Annotated in this window: 19 protein-coding genes; 16 read left to right on the top strand and 3 right to left on the bottom strand. The window is 37.0% G+C overall.

What is annotated here, in order from left to right; translation table 11 throughout:
- Positions 1-110 precede the first annotated feature (110 nt).
- The 4 genes from MKX37_RS24625 (at position 111) to MKX37_RS24610 (ending at position 4013) form a co-directional block, all read left to right on the top strand.
- Positions 111-2111 (top strand): methyl-accepting chemotaxis protein, encoded by a 2001-nt coding sequence (locus MKX37_RS24625; protein ID WP_078422093.1) that lies wholly within the window; start codon positions 111-113, stop codon positions 2109-2111.
- A 77-nt stretch (positions 2112-2188) separates the two neighbouring features.
- Positions 2189-2491, top strand: a complete 303-nt coding sequence (locus tag MKX37_RS24620; RefSeq protein ID WP_002089423.1) for an MTH1187 family thiamine-binding protein — start codon at positions 2189-2191, stop codon at positions 2489-2491.
- A 48-nt stretch (positions 2492-2539) separates the two neighbouring features.
- Positions 2540-2785: a YusU family protein gene (locus tag MKX37_RS24615; protein WP_001290599.1), complete on the top strand. Its 246-nt coding sequence runs from the start codon at positions 2540-2542 to the stop codon at positions 2783-2785.
- A gap of 310 nt (positions 2786-3095) precedes the next feature.
- Entirely contained in the window at positions 3096-4013 is a 918-nt protein-coding gene (locus MKX37_RS24610; protein WP_078422094.1) for a proline dehydrogenase family protein, read from the top strand.
- Between the two features lie 22 nt (positions 4014-4035).
- On the opposite strand, the gene MKX37_RS24605 is transcribed toward MKX37_RS24610, so the two are convergent.
- Both MKX37_RS24605 and MKX37_RS24600 read right to left on the bottom strand, forming a co-directional pair.
- Entirely contained in the window at positions 4036-4875 is an 840-nt protein-coding gene (locus MKX37_RS24605; protein ID WP_078422095.1) for a D-alanyl-D-alanine carboxypeptidase family protein, read from the bottom strand.
- Between the two features lie 97 nt (positions 4876-4972).
- Positions 4973-5119, bottom strand: a complete 147-nt coding sequence (locus MKX37_RS24600; protein WP_002129775.1) for a YuzL family protein — start codon at positions 5117-5119, stop codon at positions 4973-4975.
- A 237-nt stretch (positions 5120-5356) separates the two neighbouring features.
- Here MKX37_RS24600 and MKX37_RS24595 point away from each other — a divergent pair, with 237 nt between their 5' ends.
- The 11 genes from MKX37_RS24595 (at position 5357) to MKX37_RS24545 (ending at position 16946) form a co-directional block, all read left to right on the top strand.
- Positions 5357-7738: a 3-hydroxyacyl-CoA dehydrogenase/enoyl-CoA hydratase family protein gene (locus MKX37_RS24595; RefSeq protein ID WP_078422096.1), complete on the top strand. Its 2382-nt coding sequence runs from the start codon at positions 5357-5359 to the stop codon at positions 7736-7738.
- Between the two features lie 21 nt (positions 7739-7759).
- Positions 7760-8932, top strand: coding sequence for an acetyl-CoA C-acetyltransferase (locus MKX37_RS24590; RefSeq protein WP_001206332.1), 1173 nt, complete (start codon positions 7760-7762; stop codon positions 8930-8932).
- Positions 8933-9071: 139 nt separating this feature from the next.
- Complete coding sequence (locus MKX37_RS24585) at positions 9072-10856, top strand: acyl-CoA dehydrogenase family protein (RefSeq protein WP_002089410.1); 1785 nt, start codon at positions 9072-9074, stop codon at positions 10854-10856.
- Positions 10857-10995: 139 nt separating this feature from the next.
- Entirely contained in the window at positions 10996-11718 is a 723-nt protein-coding gene (locus MKX37_RS24580) for an MBL fold metallo-hydrolase (RefSeq protein WP_002129770.1), read from the top strand.
- A gap of 3 nt (positions 11719-11721) precedes the next feature.
- Positions 11722-12279, top strand: coding sequence for a TetR/AcrR family transcriptional regulator (locus MKX37_RS24575; RefSeq protein WP_002129767.1), 558 nt, complete (start codon positions 11722-11724; stop codon positions 12277-12279).
- Between the two features lie 98 nt (positions 12280-12377).
- Positions 12378-12944 (top strand): hypothetical protein, encoded by a 567-nt coding sequence (locus MKX37_RS24570; protein ID WP_002129765.1) that lies wholly within the window; start codon positions 12378-12380, stop codon positions 12942-12944.
- Between the two features lie 463 nt (positions 12945-13407).
- Entirely contained in the window at positions 13408-14121 is a 714-nt protein-coding gene (locus MKX37_RS24565) for a CPBP family intramembrane glutamic endopeptidase (RefSeq protein WP_002129764.1), read from the top strand.
- 143 nt (positions 14122-14264) lie between these two features.
- Positions 14265-14450, top strand: a complete 186-nt coding sequence (locus MKX37_RS24560) for a hypothetical protein (RefSeq protein WP_001180552.1) — start codon at positions 14265-14267, stop codon at positions 14448-14450.
- Between the two features lie 13 nt (positions 14451-14463).
- Positions 14464-14712: a spore coat protein gene (locus tag MKX37_RS24555; RefSeq protein ID WP_002015950.1), complete on the top strand. Its 249-nt coding sequence runs from the start codon at positions 14464-14466 to the stop codon at positions 14710-14712.
- 247 nt (positions 14713-14959) lie between these two features.
- Positions 14960-15910: an L-lactate dehydrogenase gene (locus MKX37_RS24550; protein WP_438263245.1), complete on the top strand. Its 951-nt coding sequence runs from the start codon at positions 14960-14962 to the stop codon at positions 15908-15910.
- A 22-nt stretch (positions 15911-15932) separates the two neighbouring features.
- Positions 15933-16946: a PTS transporter subunit IIC gene (locus MKX37_RS24545; protein WP_002089394.1), complete on the top strand. Its 1014-nt coding sequence runs from the start codon at positions 15933-15935 to the stop codon at positions 16944-16946.
- 53 nt (positions 16947-16999) lie between these two features.
- On the opposite strand, the gene MKX37_RS24540 is transcribed toward MKX37_RS24545, so the two are convergent.
- Positions 17000-17647, bottom strand: coding sequence for a phosphatase PAP2 family protein (locus MKX37_RS24540; RefSeq protein ID WP_002129758.1), 648 nt, complete (start codon positions 17645-17647; stop codon positions 17000-17002).
- A gap of 144 nt (positions 17648-17791) precedes the next feature.
- Between MKX37_RS24540 and MKX37_RS24535 the strand changes: the two genes are divergently transcribed.
- Positions 17792-18319, top strand: coding sequence for a hypothetical protein (locus MKX37_RS24535; protein ID WP_078422097.1), 528 nt, complete (start codon positions 17792-17794; stop codon positions 18317-18319).
- Positions 18320-18332: the final 13 nt, after the last annotated feature.

Raw genomic sequence — 18332 nt, 5'->3', positions numbered from 1 at the left:
AAATTTCAATTTTTTAAACTATATGGATTGAGCTTTCTGATTTATCTATTATACTTAATATAGTGATTAATACGATTGAATTTTACCGAGAAGGGGATGCTTGAGGGAATATGTTGGGAAGTTTACGTTTAAAAATTGCAGTAGTATTTTCGGTACTTATTTCTATGATGTTTGTAATATTAGGTACAGCTGTGTATCAATTGCAAAAAGAGAAAGAAACGCACTCCTTAGACCAGTATTCTGAAAATACGATGGATCTTGTGACAGAGCAGTTAACTGCATTTATGCAGCGAATTGAAGAAGATATGGGTCATTATGGATCTCATGATGATATTCAAAACATGCTACAAGATGGGGTTACTCCAGAAGAAGAGAGTTTTATTTTAAAGGAATTTTCAAGGTTTAAAAAGAATCATCCTGATATTTTAGATGTCTACATTGGGACGAAAGATAAAAAAACGTTGAGTGCAAATCTTGCAGATGGTGGGACAGTTCCAGAAGGATATGATCCGACGAGTCGCCCTTGGTATAAAGCGTCAGAAGCAGCTACAGAATCGACTATTTGGGGAGAACCACAATATGAAATCGCGACGGGGAAGTTAAGTATTGGAGTTTCAAAAGCCATTGTCGGACAAGATGGTTCTGTGTTAGGCGTTGTAGCAATGGATGTATCACTAGGAACGATTCAAAAGCTACTCCATAATATTCAATATAATAATGGCGGAGAAATGTTTGTTATAAATGATAAAAATATCGCCATTGTGTACCCGGAGAAAGTAGGAAAAGATGTTTCGAAAGAACCACTTGTTAAAAGTTTAAATAAAGATGAAACGAAATTTGCGGCGGCGACATTAGGTGGCAAAGATGTAGTAGCCTATAGTCAATTGTTTGATAAGATGAAATGGAAAATCGGGATTGTATATCCGAAAGAGTCCATTGATAACTTACTAATAGAAACAAGAAATACAGTTATTATAATGGCATGTATAAGTTTATTGATTGGAATATTAGCTTCATATGTATTCTCAAGAAGATTAGCAAGACCATTGCAACTATTAACAAATCACGTTCAAAAAGTAGCAGAAGGTGACTTAACGTTGCAAATGAAAGTGACAAGTAAGGATGAAGTTGGAGAACTGACAAATCATTTTAATCATATGGTTGAGCAAATGAATGAAATGGTAAGTAAAATTAAAAATAGTGTATCGACAGTACAGAAATCGACTCACAATCTGCATTATTTAACGAATGAAACTGTAGCAGCTAGTAGAGAAGTTTCAGGTGCAATGGATGATGTGAGCGGAGGCGCGTCTACTCTTGCTAATAGTGTAGAGGAGGTTTCAGCGCAACTTGAAAATATGGCGCAGTCGATGGGAGAAATGAATAGTTCCGTTGGTGAAATAAAGGGAGTGACTGGTAAGGCGGAAGAAGCGTCTAAGCAGGGACTCAATACGATGCGAAATTTAGTTCGTACAAGAGAACAATCATCTTCTATCGTTGTTCATACGGAAGAAGCGTCCGGTAAGTTAGAGCAAAGGGTTGGATCGATTCAAAATGTGGTAGAACTTATAAAAGGTCTTTCGGATCAAACGAATTTACTGGCTTTAAACGCTTCAATTGAAGCAGCACGTGCAGGTGAGCAAGGTAAGGGCTTTGCTGTTGTTGCGGAAGAGGTTCGGAAATTAGCTGAACAATCAAAAGAGGCAACGGGTGAGATTACAATAATGATTAGCGATGTGCAGTTAGAAGTAAAACGAGTTGTAGAAGTTGTAAGTAAATTGAAAGACATTGCGGATATACAAAATAAAGTTACGACAGAGGCGGAGACAGAATTCCGCACAATTATGTCAGTTGTAAATACTATTAGTACCTCAGTTGAAAAAATTGTAGAAGAGGTAAATAACATAGGTCACGAGCAAGAAGAAATTACAGAAGTTATGCAAACAATTGCTAGCACGAGTCAAGAGAGTGCGGCTGTTTCTGAAGAGGTAAATGCAGCAACTGAGTCACAAGTGAATCATTTAGAAAAAGTAGCTCATACGATGGAAAGTTTGACAGAGAATATGCAGGACTTAGAAAAATTGATTGAGCAGTTTAAAGTAGAAGAGTAACGTATTAGTAAAATGATGAGAATTTCGGTAAAATAGACAATGGATATATAAGAAGCAGTAATAGGAGGAAGATTATTATGGCAATTGTTGATGTATCGATTATTCCAGTAGGAACAGGTAATCCAAGTGTTAGTGAATATGTAGCAGAAGTACAAAAGGTACTAGAGAAAAATGCTGATCGCGTGAAGTATCAATTAACACCGATGAATACAGTAATTGAAGGAGATCTTCCTGTCATTTTAGAAGTCATTCAACAAATGCATGAAGTTCCATACACGAAAGGTGCACAGCGCGTTGCGACAACAATTCGTATCGATGATCGCCGTGATAAAGTAAGTACGATGGAGAAGAAATTAAACTCTGTTCAATCAAAATTATAAGAAAAAGCAGCGATCTTCGCTGCTTTTTTCATATAGGAGGAAAATAAGATGAGTGAAAAGTTTAATGAGCAGTTTGATGGCTTGCTAGAGAAATACACGGAACTATTACTTGGAGAGAGCAACGAAGAGCGAAAAGAGCAGGTACAGAAATGGGCACTTTATTCTTATATGGCTAAGACGATGCCAGCTTTAGTGAAACATTGGAATGAGACGTATCCAGATGCAAAAGAAGAGATGGTACAGTTAATTACGAATATTAAAAAGCTGAATGATGAGAAGCGAAATGAGAAGTAAGAAGGCTTGAGATAATGTTACCTCAAGTTTTTGTTATTAATATCCTTATATAATTTACATGAAATATAAATGGTTTTGTGAGCATGTCGAATATTTTCGGCATGCTCATTTTTTCCCTAGTAAACCCGTTTTTTCTGAATGTCGAAAAATGTTTTCTTCATATTTACAAACGAGAATATAGAGTTTTAAATGTTTTGATAGTATTTTATAAATTATCTAAATAATTATTTGTATCAAATAATTTTAAACAATGATATAATTTTGAAGAGGGGTAAAAAACAGATAAATTATAGTCGTAGGGGTGAATTACATGGAACAATTAATGCGAAATTCGTTTCTTTTCTTATCTAAAAATAAAGCGCTAACAAAACTGGCTAAAAAGTACGGTTTACGCTTTGGTGCAGGTCGCTTCGTCGCAGGGGAAACGATTGAATTAGCGACAGCTGCAATTAAAGCATTAAATAAGCAAGGTCTTTGTGTAACAATCGATTATTTAGGTGAATTCGTTGATAACGAAGCGGAAGCAAATGAAATGGCTAGCGAATCGATTGAAGCGATTCGTGCAATTGGAAGAGAAGGTCTTAATTCGCAGCTTTCTTTAAAGATGACTTCTATGGGATTAGATATTTCTGACGAAATCGTAATGAACAATATGCGCCGTATTTTAGAAGCTGCAAAAGAAAATGATGTGTTTATTACAATTGATATGGAAGACTATACGCGCTGCGGAAAAACAATTGATATCTTTAAACAGTTAAAATCTGAGTACGATAATATTGGTACAGTTATTCAAGCTTACTTATATCGTACAGAAAAAGATATGGAAGAATTAAATGCTTATAGTCCTAATTTACGTCTTGTAAAAGGAGCTTATAAAGAACCTGAAGAAGTAGCGTTCCCAGAAAAGAAAGATGTAGATGACAATTATAAAAAAATTATTAAAATGCACTTATTAAATGGAAATTACACTGCAATTGCTTCACATGACGAAGCGATTATTGAATATACGAAAAAACTTGCGGAAGAACACAACATTCCAAGGGATCAATTTGAATTCCAAATGTTATTTGGTATTCGTACAGAGCGTCAACTTGAGCTAGTAAAAGAAGGTTACAAAATGCGCGTTTACGTGCCTTATGGAAACGACTGGTATGGCTATTTCATGCGCCGTCTAGCAGAACGTCCAGCAAACGTTGCGTTCGTATTAAAAGGTATGATCAAAAAATAACCAAGGAGAAAATACTCCTTGGTTATTTTAATTGCTGAAATGCGTAGTGTGACATTTTCTTCGTATCAGGATATAGCTGCGTACGAGTAGAAGATAACACGACGTTAATGACGCGTTTACCGTCTTTTTCATCAACTGTTACGACTGTGTATTTTCCGAGTGCTGATAAACCGCTTTTACTTCCAATCGCATATGGATCATCATATAGTTCTTCCCGTCCATAGTTTGCGATTTTCGGAGAACGCTCTGAAGTATGTAGTGTTGTATGTATTGAATTCATATATTCTAAAACGATCGGATACTTCAAGGATTCTTTCGTAATAATAGCAATATCATAAGGTGATACTTTATTTCCAAGTGCATCAGCACCGCTTGCGTTTTTGAAAGTCGCATGTTTTGTCCCAAGTTCCTTCGCCCTAGCGTTCATCATTTTCACAAACTCATTTTTTGATCCTGCGATATGTTCTGCAATTGACTCAGCGATTGGGTCTGCACTAATAATAAGCATAAGTTTTAATGCCTCATCACGTTTTAATTTTTCACCAGCGCGAAGCTTAATCTTCTTACTTTGACTTTCCGTTTTAATCGCATTCTCTGTAACCGTAATTTCTTCATCTTCTTTCACATTTTCTAGTAAGAGTAAGGTAGTCATCATTTTCCCTATACTAGCCGGATAAGAGCGTTCATCTTCCCGTTTTCCATACAAAATTTCACCTGTGTCTGCATCGATTGTAATCCCGTATTGCCCAGTAATGTTAGGCTGATCTGCTCTTACAACTTGTTGCCTTTGTGCATAAGAGAAGAAAATCATCCCTGTAAATAGTGTGGCAATCATTACAATCATAATTATTGTTCGTTTCATCGTCGTTCCCTCTTTTGTTTTCCATATGTACAAATAAATTGGGCAGAAAAAGCAGCCATTAATCATTATGCCACGTCCTCTGCCCAAAAATATAGCGTTATTTTTCGCCCATATTATGCTTCTTATATTGTTGGTTATTACTTTGACGCCCTTTTTCAACACTGTGATTATGCGGACCTGCATTTCCAGTTACACTTGCTGCGCTAATTCCAGCTTTTGAAGGGTTCTTCTTAAGTTTTGCCATATATATTCCTCCAGTTTCGTCAGATTATAAAAAGGAAAAGTGCATTTTAATGAAGAAAATACACATGTATAGCATAGCCAAATGAAAGAAATATATTTATTTCAGAAAATTTTATCAATAAATATATTGCGAAAATTCAAACTGTATCATATATTTATTAGTAGAGGCTCACTCATTGATTGCGACTCATGTCGAAAAATTGAATGAGCATTCATTCAAGAATAGGGGGAGAAATGGATGTTCCAAATTAAAAAGGCTGCTGTTCTAGGTTCAGGCGTAATGGGTTCAGGAATTGCGGCACACTTAGCTAATATTGGTATTCCGACATTATTGCTTGATATTGTACCACCTGCGCTTACGAAAGAAGAAGAGGCGAAGGGACTTACATTAGAACATAAAAGTGTGAGAAATCGTTTTAGTAATACGGCTGTGCAAAAACTATTAAAGCAAAAACCAGCTCCTCTGACAGTGAAAGGAAATTTAGCACTGATTGAAGCAGGTAACTTAGAAGATGATCTTGAGCGTCTAGCTGATGTAGATTGGATTATTGAAGTAGTAGTTGAAAACTTAGATATAAAGAAGAAACTATTTGAAAAAGTAGATGCTGTTCGTAAACCAGGCTCAATTGTGAGCTCAAATACATCAGGCATTTCCGTTGAAAAAATGGCAGAGGGTCGTTCAGACGACTTCCAGAAACACTTCTTAGGAACACACTTTTTTAACCCACCACGATATTTAAAACTTCTAGAGGTAATACCGACGAAAGAAACTGATCCACAAGTATTAAGCTTCATGAAACTATTTGGCGAAGACGTTCTTGGAAAAGGCGTTGTTATCGCAAAAGACACACCAAACTTTATTGGAAACCGCATCGGTACGTACGGTTTATTAGTAACTCTTCAAGAGATGATAAAACGCGGCTATAGCATTGGGGAAGTTGATTCTGTAACAGGCCCACTTATTGGTCGCCCGAAGAGCGCAACGTTCCGTACATTAGATGTTGTTGGTTTAGATACATTCGTACACGTTGCAAATAACGTATATGAAAACGTACAAGAAGAAGAGCGTGATGTATTTAAAGTACCAGCTTTCATGCATGACATGCTTGATAAAAAATGGCTTGGAAGCAAAACAGGTCAAGGCTTCTTCTTAAAACAAGGAAAAGAAATTTTAGAACTAAATCCTGAAACGATGGAATACGAAGCTCGCAAAAAATTAAAAGCTGCATCTATCGAGTTAAGTAAACAAGAAAAAGGTTTATCGAATAAATTGAAAGCGCTTGTATACGCGAAAGACCGCGCAGGAGAGTTGTTATGGAACATCATCACACCAACTCTTTTATACTCTGCAAAACTTCATAAAGAAATTGCTGACGATATCGTTGCAATTGACCAAGCGATGAAGTGGGGCTTCGGCTGGGAGCAAGGACCATTTGAAGTTTGGGATGCAATCGGCGTTGAAAAGTCCGTTCAAAAGATGGAAGAAAACGGCGTAGTTGTTCCGACTTGGGTGAAAGAAATGTTAGAGAAAGGTTTCACTACTTTCTACAAACACGATAACGGAGATAGCTACTATTACGATAATGGCGAATATAAGCTAATCGAACGTAATAAAAAGGCAATTTCTCTTAAACAATTAAAAGCGAAAAATGGCGTATTAAAGAAAAATAGCGGAGCGAGCTTAATCGATTTAGGCGATGGTATCCTTTGCTTAGAATTCCATTCGAAGAGCAATGCAATCGGTATGGATATTACGCAAATGATTAACTACGCTGTTGATGAAGTAGAAAAGAATTATAAAGGTCTTGTTATCGGTAACCAATCGAAGAACTTCTGCGTTGGTGCGAACCTAGCAATGATCTTAATGGAAGCACAAGATGACAACTACTTTGAAATTGAGTTGGTTGTGAAAAACTTCCAAGATGCAATGACGAAAATTAAATACTCTTCTAAGCCAGTTGTAGCGGCACCATATGGTATGACGCTTGGCGGAGGTACAGAAGTTTGTTTACCAGCAGCGAGCATTCAAGCTTCTAGTGAGACTTATATGGGCTTAGTAGAAGTAGGTGTTGGCTTAATCCCTGGCGGAGGCGGTAACAAAGAGTTATACATTAAACACTTAAACAAAATGGCAAACGGTGTAGAATTTGACTTACAAAAAGTTGCGAATAAAGTATTCGAATCTGTAGCGATGGCGAAAGTTTCTACATCAGCACAAGAAGCTGTATCGAACAACTTCTTAGGCGATAAAGACGGTATTAGTGTGAATGGTGATCACTTACTATATGATGCGAAACAAAAAGTACTTTCTTTATATGAAGCAGGTTATAAAGCACCTATCCGCAAAAAGATACCAGTTGTTGGTGAGACAGGATATGCAGCGCTTGTACTTGGTGCAGAGGCAATGCATTTATCAGGTTACATTTCTGAACATGATCTGCACATTGCGAAGAAACTGGCATATGTCATTGCGGGTGGAAAAGTGCCGTACGGAACAGAAGTTGATGAGCAGTATTTATTAGATGTAGAACGTGAAGCATTTATTAGCTTAGTAAGTGAGATGAAATCACAAGCAAGAATGCAGCACATGCTTGTAAAAGGAAAACCATTACGTAACTAATAACGAGGGGAGATATCGTTCATGAGAGAAGCTGTCATTGTTGCGGGAGCAAGAACACCAATTGGAAAAGCAAAGAGGGGTTCATTAAAAACAGTTCGTCCTGACGATCTAGGGGCGTTAGTAGTAAAAGAAACGTTAAAGCGTGCGAATTATGAAGGACCAATCGATGATTTAATTTTCGGTTGTGCGATGCCAGAAGCAGAGCAAGGTTTAAATATGGCTCGTAATATCGGCGGGCTAGCAGGACTTTCTTACGATGTTCCAGCTATTACAATTAACCGTTACTGTTCTTCAGGTTTACAAAGTATCGCTTACGGAGCAGAGCGCATTATGCTTGGTCACTCTGAAGCTGTATTATCAGGCGGAGCGGAATCAATGAGTTTAGTTCCAATGATGGGGCACGTTGTTCGTCCGAACAGTCGCCTTGTAGAAGCTGCTCCAGAATATTATATGGGTATGGGACATACAGCAGAGCAAGTTGCTGTGAAATATGGAATTTCTCGTGAAGAACAAGATGCATTTGCAGTAAGAAGTCATCAACGTGCTGCGAAAGCATTAGCTGCAGGGAACTTTGCGGATGAAACAGTATCTGTAGATGTGACGTTACGCTCGGTTGGATCAAACAACAAACTGCAAGAAGAAACAATCATTTTCGCACAAGACGAAGGTGTAAGAGCAGAGACGACGCTAGACATTTTAGGTAAATTACGTCCAGCATTTAACGTTCGCGGTTCTGTAACGGCTGGTAACTCTTCACAAATGAGTGACGGTGCAGCATCTGTACTATTAATGGATCGTGAAAAAGCAGTGAGCGATGGCATGAAGCCACTTGCAAAATTCCGTTCATTCGCAGTAGCTGGAGTACCACCAGAAGTAATGGGAATCGGCCCAATTGCTGCAATTCCGAAAGCGTTAAAATTAGCTGGTTTAGAGCTATCTGATATCGGTCTATTTGAACTAAATGAAGCATTCGCTTCTCAATCTATCCAAGTTATTCGTGAACTTGGTCTAGATGAAGAAAAAGTAAACGTAAACGGCGGTGCAATCGCACTTGGACATCCACTTGGCTGTACAGGAGCAAAACTAACACTATCTCTTATTCACGAAATGAAACGTCGCAACCAACAATTCGGTATCGTAACAATGTGTATCGGTGGCGGAATGGGAGCAGCGGGAGTATTTGAATTACTATAAAAAAAGTGTAAGCGGCTCGCTCAGAATGTGAGGGCGCTAAAGCAAAGAATGGAAGCAACAAAGGTTTATAAAAAAATGAGAGCCAGCTTCTTTCAAAATGAGAAAAGCGGCTTATGAAAATATGAAGGAGGAAATTTTCATGGAAAAAACAGTAGGAAATGCGGTTAAAGGCGGTAGCTTTTTAGTAGAGGAAATTACAATTGATCAAGTGTTTACGCCAGAAGATTTTTCATCTGAGCATAAAATGATTGCAAAAACGACAGAGGACTTTATCGTAAATGAAGTTCTTCCGGAGCTTGAATATTTAGAACAACACGAGTTTGATCGTTCTGTGCGTCTTTTAAAAGAAGCTGGTGAACTTGGTTTACTAGGCGCTGACGTACCAGAAGAGTACGGCGGAATTGGTCTTGATAAAGTAAGCTCAGCGTTAATCGCAGAGAAATTCTCGCGCGCTGGTGGTTTTGCAATCACTCACGGTGCTCACGTTGGTATCGGATCTTTACCAATCGTATTATTCGGTAACGAAGAGCAAAAGAAAAAATATTTACCACTACTTGCAACTGGTGAAAAATTAGCGGCATACGCATTAACTGAGCCAGGTTCAGGATCTGACGCATTAGGTGCAAAAACAACTGCACGTTTAAATGCAGAAGGTACGCATTACGTATTAAATGGTGAAAAACAATGGATTACAAACTCTGCATTTGCTGACGTATTTATCGTATACGCAAAAATAGACGGTGAGCACTTCTCAGCATTTATCGTAGAGAAAGACTATGCTGGTGTATCTACAAGCCCTGAAGAGAAGAAAATGGGTATTAAATGTTCTTCAACTCGTACGTTAATTTTAGAAGATGCGTTAGTACCGAAAGAAAACCTACTTGGTGAAATCGGTAAAGGCCATATTATCGCGTTCAACATTTTAAATATCGGTCGTTATAAATTAGGTGTTGGTACAGTTGGATCTGCGAAACGTGCAGTAGAAATTTCAGCACAATATGCAAATCAACGTCAACAATTCAAACAACCAATCGCTCGCTTCCCATTAATTCAAGAGAAACTTGCGAATATGGCAGCGAAAACATATGCAGCTGAAAGCTCTGTATATCGTACAGTAGGTTTATTCGAAAGTCGCATGAGCACATTATCTGAAGAAGAAGTAAAAGACGGTAAAGCAGTAGCAGCTTCTATTGCTGAATATGCAATCGAGTGCTCTTTAAATAAAGTATTCGGTTCTGAAGTGTTAGATTATACAGTAGATGAAGGTGTTCAAATTCACGGTGGTTACGGATTTATGGCAGAGTACGAGATTGAAAGAATGTACCGCGATTCTCGTATTAACCGTATTTTCGAAGGAACGAACGAAATTAACCGCCTAATCGTACCAGGTACGTTCTTACGTAAAGCGATGAAAGGTGAATTACCATTACTACAAAAAGCACAAAAATTACAAGAAGAGTTAATGATGATGATGCCAGAAGAAGTAGGCGATGAGCCATTAGCACTTCAAAAATATTTAGTAAAGAACGCGAAGAAAATCGGTTTAATGGTAGCTGGATTAGCAGCTCAAAAATACGGTAAAGCATTAGATAAAGAGCAAGAAATTCTTGTGAATATCGCTGACATCGTAAGCAATCTTTACGCAATGGAATCAGCTCTTCTTCGTACAGAAAAAGCAATTAAAACAACTGGTCTTGAAAAGAATAAACAAAAAGTGTTATACACTGAAGTATTCTGCCAAGAAGCATTCAACGAAATCGAAGCAGATGCGAAAGAAACACTTATCGCAGTTGAAAATGGCGACATGCTGCGCATGATGTTATCATCATTACGTAAATTAACTCGCCACACACCACTTAACGTAATTCCGAAGAAGCGTGAAATTGCTGCAAAAATTTTAGAAGATGAGCGTTACACAGTTTAATAGCTGTAAAGAACAGTAGTCGTATAAACGGCTACTGTTCTTTTTTTTTGCAAAAATGAAATTTTTAGTGACATAAAACTAATGCCATTAGTATAATAAAACTAATAGCATTAGTTTTTTCGGAAAGGGAGCTGGAAATATGAGAGTGATACATGAAAAAACGGTATATCAATTGTCATTTTTACCAAGAGTGTTTCCTGTGAATTGTTACTTTGTGGAGGAAGAAGATGGTTTAACTTTAATTGATGCGGCTTTGCCATATAGCGCAAAAGGTATTTTACAGGCGGCTGAGAACATAGGGAAACCCATTACTAAGATTGTATTAACACATGCGCATGATGATCATATCGGTGCACTAGACGCATTAAAGGAAGTACTTCCTAATGTTCCAGTCTATATTTCTAAGCGGGACGCAAAGCTGTTAGAAGGAGATACGACGTTACAAGAGGATGAACCGAATATACCAATAAAAGGCGGTGTACCTAAAAAGGTAAAAACGGTACCTGATGTTTTATTAGAAGATGGCGACCGAGTTGGATCGCTTCTTGCGATTATGACGCCGGGACATACGCCAGGATCCATGTCGTTTCTTGATGTACGAAATAAAGCTCTTATTGTCGGGGATGCATTCCAAACAAGAGGAGGTATGGCTGTTTCGGGTCAAATGAAATTTTGGTTTCCGTTTCCTGCGATGGCAACGTGGAGCAAAGAAATATCATTACAAAGTGCAGAGAAGTTAAGCGAATATGAGCCTTCCTTGCTTGCGGCAGGACATGGGAAAATGATAAAGAATCCAGGCACTGTCATAAAACTTGCTATTAAGGAAGCTAAGCGGAATATAGAAAGTAGGAAAGAAGGTTAATTTATGTCACCGAGAATCGGACTTACATTACAGAAAATTGTAGAAACAGCGGCAGAGATTGCAGATACAAATGGAATACAAGAAGTAACGTTAGCTTCATTAGCGAAAAGATTAGGGGTACGTTCGCCCTCGCTATACAATCATGTGAAAGGTTTACAAGATGTACGGAAAAATCTTGGTATGTACGGAATAAAACAGCTGCATAACAGACTGGAAGAAGCGGCCGAGGGTAAACGTATGGATGAAGCAATTCATGCTTTAGGAGAAGCGTATGTAGCATTCGTACGTAAACATTCTGGATTGTATGAAGCAACTTTTTTACGAGATGAAGAAGTAAGAAAAGCAGGTGACGGAATTGTAAAGCTTTGTCTTCATGTTTTACAACAATACGGCTTAGAAGGAGAGAATGCACTTCATGCGACACGTGGATTCAGAAGTATTTGTCATGGATTTGCGTCGATTGAACAGCAAGGTGGATTTGGTTTGCCGCTAGATTTAGATACAAGTTTACATGTATTATTGGAAACGTTTATTAAAGGATTACATGTAATGAGAGATTGAATAGGAAGCAAAAAAACGTGAATTTGTTACTGATCATGCTTTTTGTATAGTAGGCTGCGGTTTGCTGGAGACAAGATTACAAAAGGATGTGAAGTGAAATGTTTGCAGGACATTTTGGCTTAGCGGCAGTAGTGAAAACAAAGTCACCTAAACTACCACTTTGGGCTCTCATGTTAAGCACACAATTATTGGATGTCATTTTTTTGCCGCTTTATGTTTTAGGAGTAGAGACAATTGAACCTATTAATAGTAATGGTTATGGTGAAGCGATCATTCACGCGGATTATTCACACTCTTTAATAGGAGCACTGTTTATTGCTTTTGTTGCAGGAATGGTGGGTATGATGTTTTGGGGCAAGCGGAGTGGCTTTGTTGTTGGGGCTGTAGTTTTTAGTCATTGGATTCTTGATTTACTTGTGCACCGTGCTGATTTGCCGCTACTTCCAGGGAATTTCGGAGACTTACCTATGCTAGGTTTTGGGTTGTGGCGATTTCCGGCTATTAGTATCATATTGGAATGTATTCTTATTGCGGTGGGTGGCATATTATACTTCAGATTTACCGTTTCCAGTGCGGGCGAACAAAAGAAATTTATAGCAAGAGTAACCGGCGGATTGGTAGTTATATTATTAATTCTTTCGTTACTTATAAGTATGGCGTTTTGAGTATGAATAGCCAGAAACCTTAGAAGCGATTCTAAGGTTTTTTAGTGCATATGATTCCAAAAGAACGGTAGGCTTTTTCTCATTAAATGATATTATCTTGCAGGTTTGAAAAATGTGTATATGGCTAAGGAAAAGCAAACGAAAATAAATGCGATAGGGTCTTGATAGGGATTAGGTTCAGAGCCCTTCTGGATTTCTGTAAGGAAGTCATGTGTTTTCATGTTCATTTCTCCTTTAATTAATAAGTTTTATATGATGCGAGGGTTATGGTGGATAGATAAGAAATTTTTGGAATTCCATCTAATAATTATTCTATAGTAATCTAGTTCCAAAAACTATATAATACAAAGCTTTCATAATATGTAAAATTGCATATTATTCTTTTTGAAAATCTTGTTATATTATCTATATATTTATATTAATAGTTTTTTGTTAAGGGAATGAAAACAAATGGAGGAATAGTATGAGAAAAACAGTGTTAGACGCGTATAATGCAGAAAGAGAAGTAGATAACATAACATATAAAAATCTATTTGTAACGATTGCAAGCATTCTAGGGTTCTCACTCTTAGGGGGATTATTCCTTGCTTTAGCCCTTGGAATTTTTGGAGAAGAGGTATTACGTGCTAATTTAGAGGGATATTATTTACTTCTATTTGATGCAGCTGTTGTTACTATTGTTTTATTTGCTTATAAACCAGTGCTTCATTTTATTAAGAACATTTGGGATGTATCTGTTTTAAAAAATGGGAAAACCTACTTGTATTTATTAATAGGTTTTATCATCATTGCATTAACTCAGTATGTAATGTTAGAGTTGTTTAACTTTGAAAGTGCAGAGCAGCAACGAGATCAATTAGGGAGCTTAGGACTTCAAAATAGTCTACAAAGTATTATATATGTGTTAAGTGTTGCTATAATTACACCAATTAAAGAAGAAATTTTATATAGAGGTATTTTGTATCGATTTTTTGAAAAGAAATATAGTTTTCTAGTTGGTACCATTATTTCTTCCTTCATCTTTGGGATTCTTCATGGTGGTTTTCCGATTACGGCAATGATTATGGGGATTGTATTTGCTATGTTATATAAGAAAACACAATCTATTGTACCTAGCATCATTTTACATATTGTATGGAACCTACTTGTGAGTATAAGTATGATTGTTTCTTTATAAAATTGAATGAATATTTAGCAGAAAAGATGAATGGCCTAGCTATTCATCTTTTATTTTGTTTATATGTGGGAAAAGTTAATGAATACAATCCAAAAAGAACCAAATACTAATGATGAATGAACAAAGAAAGGCGGGTATGTTATATGCAAAATTTAACAGAGCTTGAAGTGGAAAATTTACGTCATTTAATTGGTGGTCATGCGACGATTATTAACAAATTGGAACAGTATGCACAGGCTTGTACAGACCCACAGCTAAAGCAAATGCTACAAAAGGATGCACAAGATGCACGAAATACGAAACAACAATTAATGACTTTTCTAGGATAGGAGGAAGAGAGAAATGAATGAAAAAGATATGGTAAATGATTATTTAGCAGGGTTAAACTCAAGTTTAACAAGTTATGCAAATTATATTTCTCAGTCTGATAACGAACAGTTACATCAAACGTTAATTCAAATTCGTAATCAAGATGAGATGCGTCAACGTAATATGTATGAATATGCAAAGCAAAAAAGTTATTACAAGCCGGCAGCACCTGCTAATCCAATGATTGTGCAGCAATTGAAAAGTCAATTAAGTGCGGAATAGTGTGATGAATGAAACGAGCGAATGGATTCGCTCGTTTTTTTGTTTGGTATATGTCAATAAATACATAAAAAATATTTTTCCGGTTGTAACAAATATGATGAAAATGTAATATAACAATTCACAAAAAGGACAAAAACTTTGCTCAATATTTCACAAAGTATCCATGGTTTTTATCGTGAGAACCTCTATAATTAGGGGTGTAAAGAACGAAAGAAATAGACTACATGATCAATTAGGAGAGATTGCTATGAATAGAAACACAAGAAAAATTGCAATTATCGGTACTGGATTAGTTGGATCAAGCTGTGCGTATTCCATTGTAAACCAAGGGATTTGCGAAGAGCTATTGTTAATTGATATAAATCATGAACGTGCAGTTGGAGAAGCGATGGATTTATCGCACTGCATTAACTTTACAAATACAAGAACAAAAGTATATGCCGGAAGCTATGAAGACTGCAAAGATATGGACATTGTTATTATTACAGCAGGACCAGCGCCGAAGCCTGGACAAAGTCGTTTAGACACTTTAGGAGCCAGCGCTAAGATTATGGAGGGTGTTGTTGGCGGCGTAATGGAAAGTGGATTTGATGGCATTTTCTTACTCGCATCGAACCCAGTTGACATTATTACATATCAAGTGTGGAAGCTATCTGGATTACCTAGAAATCGTGTGATTGGTACAGGTACATCACTAGATTCTTCTCGCTTAAGAACAATTTTATCTGAAATGTTACATGTAGATCCTCGTAGTATTCATGGGTATTCATTAGGAGAACATGGTGATTCTCAAATGGTTGCTTGGTCTCACGTAACTGTTGGTGGAAAATCAATTCTGCAAATTTTAGAGGAACAAAAAGAACGCTTAGGTGAAATAGATTTAGATGAAATCGTTGAGAAGACTGCAAAAGCTGGATGGGAAATTTATAAGCGCAAAGGAACTACTTATTACGGAATCGGAAATTCTTTAGCTTATATTGCTCGCTCAATTTTCAATGATGATCACCGTGTTATCGCTGTTTCAGCCATTTTAGATGGTGAATATGGCGAATACGATATTTGTACAGGAGTACCAGCAATTATTACTAGAGATGGTATAAGAGAAGTGGTAGAACTAAACTTATCAGAAGATGAAGAAAGTCGCTTTGCAAAATCAAACGATGTTTTACGCGATTATGTGAAAACAATTGGTTACTAAATTATAGGAGAAGGTGAAACAAATGAAGGAATATATAATGTCTCGTGTGTTTAAAGCTTCAGCCGGAATCGCACAGGGTATTTTCGTATCCCTTGGAATTGGTTTACTGATCGAAAATATAGGAAGAATTGTTGATATCCCATTACTTATTACAATCGGAGTTGTTGCAAAATCACTTATGGCACCAGCAATTGGAGCAGGGATTGCCTTTATGCTCGGTGCAAACGGACTCGTAATTTTCTCAGCAATGGTAGCTGGAGCAATTGGAGCAGGTTCCATTTCAATTACTGAAGCTGGTCTCATCATTAAAACAGGTGAACCAATCGGTGCATTATTAACAGCGACTTTAGCAGTTTATATTGGTAAACGATTAAGTGGAAAAACTGCTTTAGATATGATGCTCGTTCCATTTGCAGCAATATTAGGTTCTGGTTTAGTCGGTATTTGGTTAGCTCAAAATATTAGCCCAGTTTTAAATACAGTTGGAGCATTCATTAAAGATAGTTCAGCTGGTAGCCCGTTTATCGCTTCTATCGTGATTGCTGTAGTTTGGGGATTGTTACTTATCTCTCCGGCTTCATCAGCTGCTTTAGCGATAGCACTTAGTTTAGACGGCGTTGCAGGCGGTGCAGCACTTGCAGGATGTGTTGCTCAATTTATCGGATTCTCTGTTATTTCAGCGAAAGAAAATAACTTAGGCGGCATATTAGCTCAGGCACTTTGTACTCCAAAAGTGCAGTTGCCGAACATTACTAAAAATCCAATGATTCTCGTCCCAACTGTCGTCGCCAGTGCAATAGTTGGCCCAGTATCGGCACTAATTTTCCAACTGGAAGCAGGAAAAGAAATTGCAGGTCTTGGATTAAGCTCTCTTATCGCACCAATTAATTTAATTTCCAGCCAAGGGTGGGAAGTTGTCCCAGCGATGGTAATCACTTATATCATCATTCCAGTAGCTGTTTCTTATATACTGTACATTGCTCTTAAAAAGGCAGGTCGTATTCATTCTGGTGACATGACTGTACCACAATCTTAATTTGAAAATCTCCTTAATATAGAGAAAAGCAGACTGAAGCCACAGTCTGCTTTTTACATTTTTTGATTTTGTTTTACTGGAACACGTACGGTTTCTTTTGCTAATAACAACTGAACGCCAAAGTAAAGTACGCTTGCAAGCGTCATTCCAGAAATGGCGTCTACAAATGCATGCTGCTTCGTAAATAATGTTGATAAAATAATAAGCGTACCGAAGAAAGTAAGGATGTAATATTCCAAAGTATGCTGTTCTCTACGCTTAAAGGCAGCTAACATAATTACAAATGTCGTAAGGACATGAATGCTTGGGAAGCAGTTTACTGGATGATCAATACTATAAATATAGCGGACTAGTTCGGAAAATACATCTGTTCCAACGACGGTTGGGCGTGGTACAGTTGTCTGCCAAAAAAAATAAATCGAAAAACAAGCAAGTTTTCCAAGAATTACACTACTTAAAGTGACATAATATTGCTTTCGATCAGCAAAACAGTAATAAATAAGTGCACCGTATAAGTATGGAAACCAAAGTAAGTAAGGAATAATAAATGCTTTCACAAATGGAATCCAATCATCTACTACAGTTGTGACATCTACTGCGTGAACAGTAGATTTATTTAATACATCGTAAAGGGGACTTACGAGTACGAGTAGAAGTATATAACTTAACGGAAGAAGAGATGAAAGTTTAAATTTCTTCATGATAATCTCCTATGTTTTAGTAATGTAAATAAATTCAATTGATTATAATATAGAAAATCCAATTGGGCTATCGATTTTACTTACATTTTCTTGAATTCACCTTACATTTTTGTCACTTGACTTAAAAGAGGGGGAGGGTGCTATATGAAGCGTTCACTGTATTTCTTAGTTTTTATATTGTTATGCCTAGTGAGTACTGGGTGTGCAAAGGATAAAGAAGGAGAGAATTTAGAATATAACGGGAGAGCACTCGTCATTGGAGTTGTTGGTGAAAAGCCGAAAGATACATTTAGAAATATAAAGTTTGAAAAAGTGAAGTTAGAGGAATTGGAAAAGAAAGCTAAGGAAGTGGATGGTTTTCTAATAATGAAAGATCACTTTCAAGAAGCTTCAACAGAGCAGTATAAAGATGTATTTTCATCGCTAAAGAAACCAGTATTTTTTATTGGTTTACAAGATAAATCATATTCAACTTTTATTACAAAAGGGATAGAGTATAACAGTGCACGAAAAGATGTAAATGCTATGTATGCGCAAGGTTTTGCAAATATTGGAAGTAGCGAAGGACAACAATGGGGAGTAGGTTTATCGAATGGTGGAAATACAGAAGAAAGTATTCATAATATGTATATAGTAGTATTTCAAACCATTTCGGACTATTTAAGTCGATGATGAAGGAGCCTGT

Source organism: Bacillus sp. FSL R5-0709 (assembly GCF_038004785.1).
GTDB lineage: Bacteria > Bacillota > Bacilli > Bacillales > Bacillaceae_G > Bacillus_A > Bacillus_A mycoides.
The sequence above is the reverse complement of the archived record's forward strand: the minus strand, read 5'-3'. Positions and strand labels throughout refer to the sequence as shown.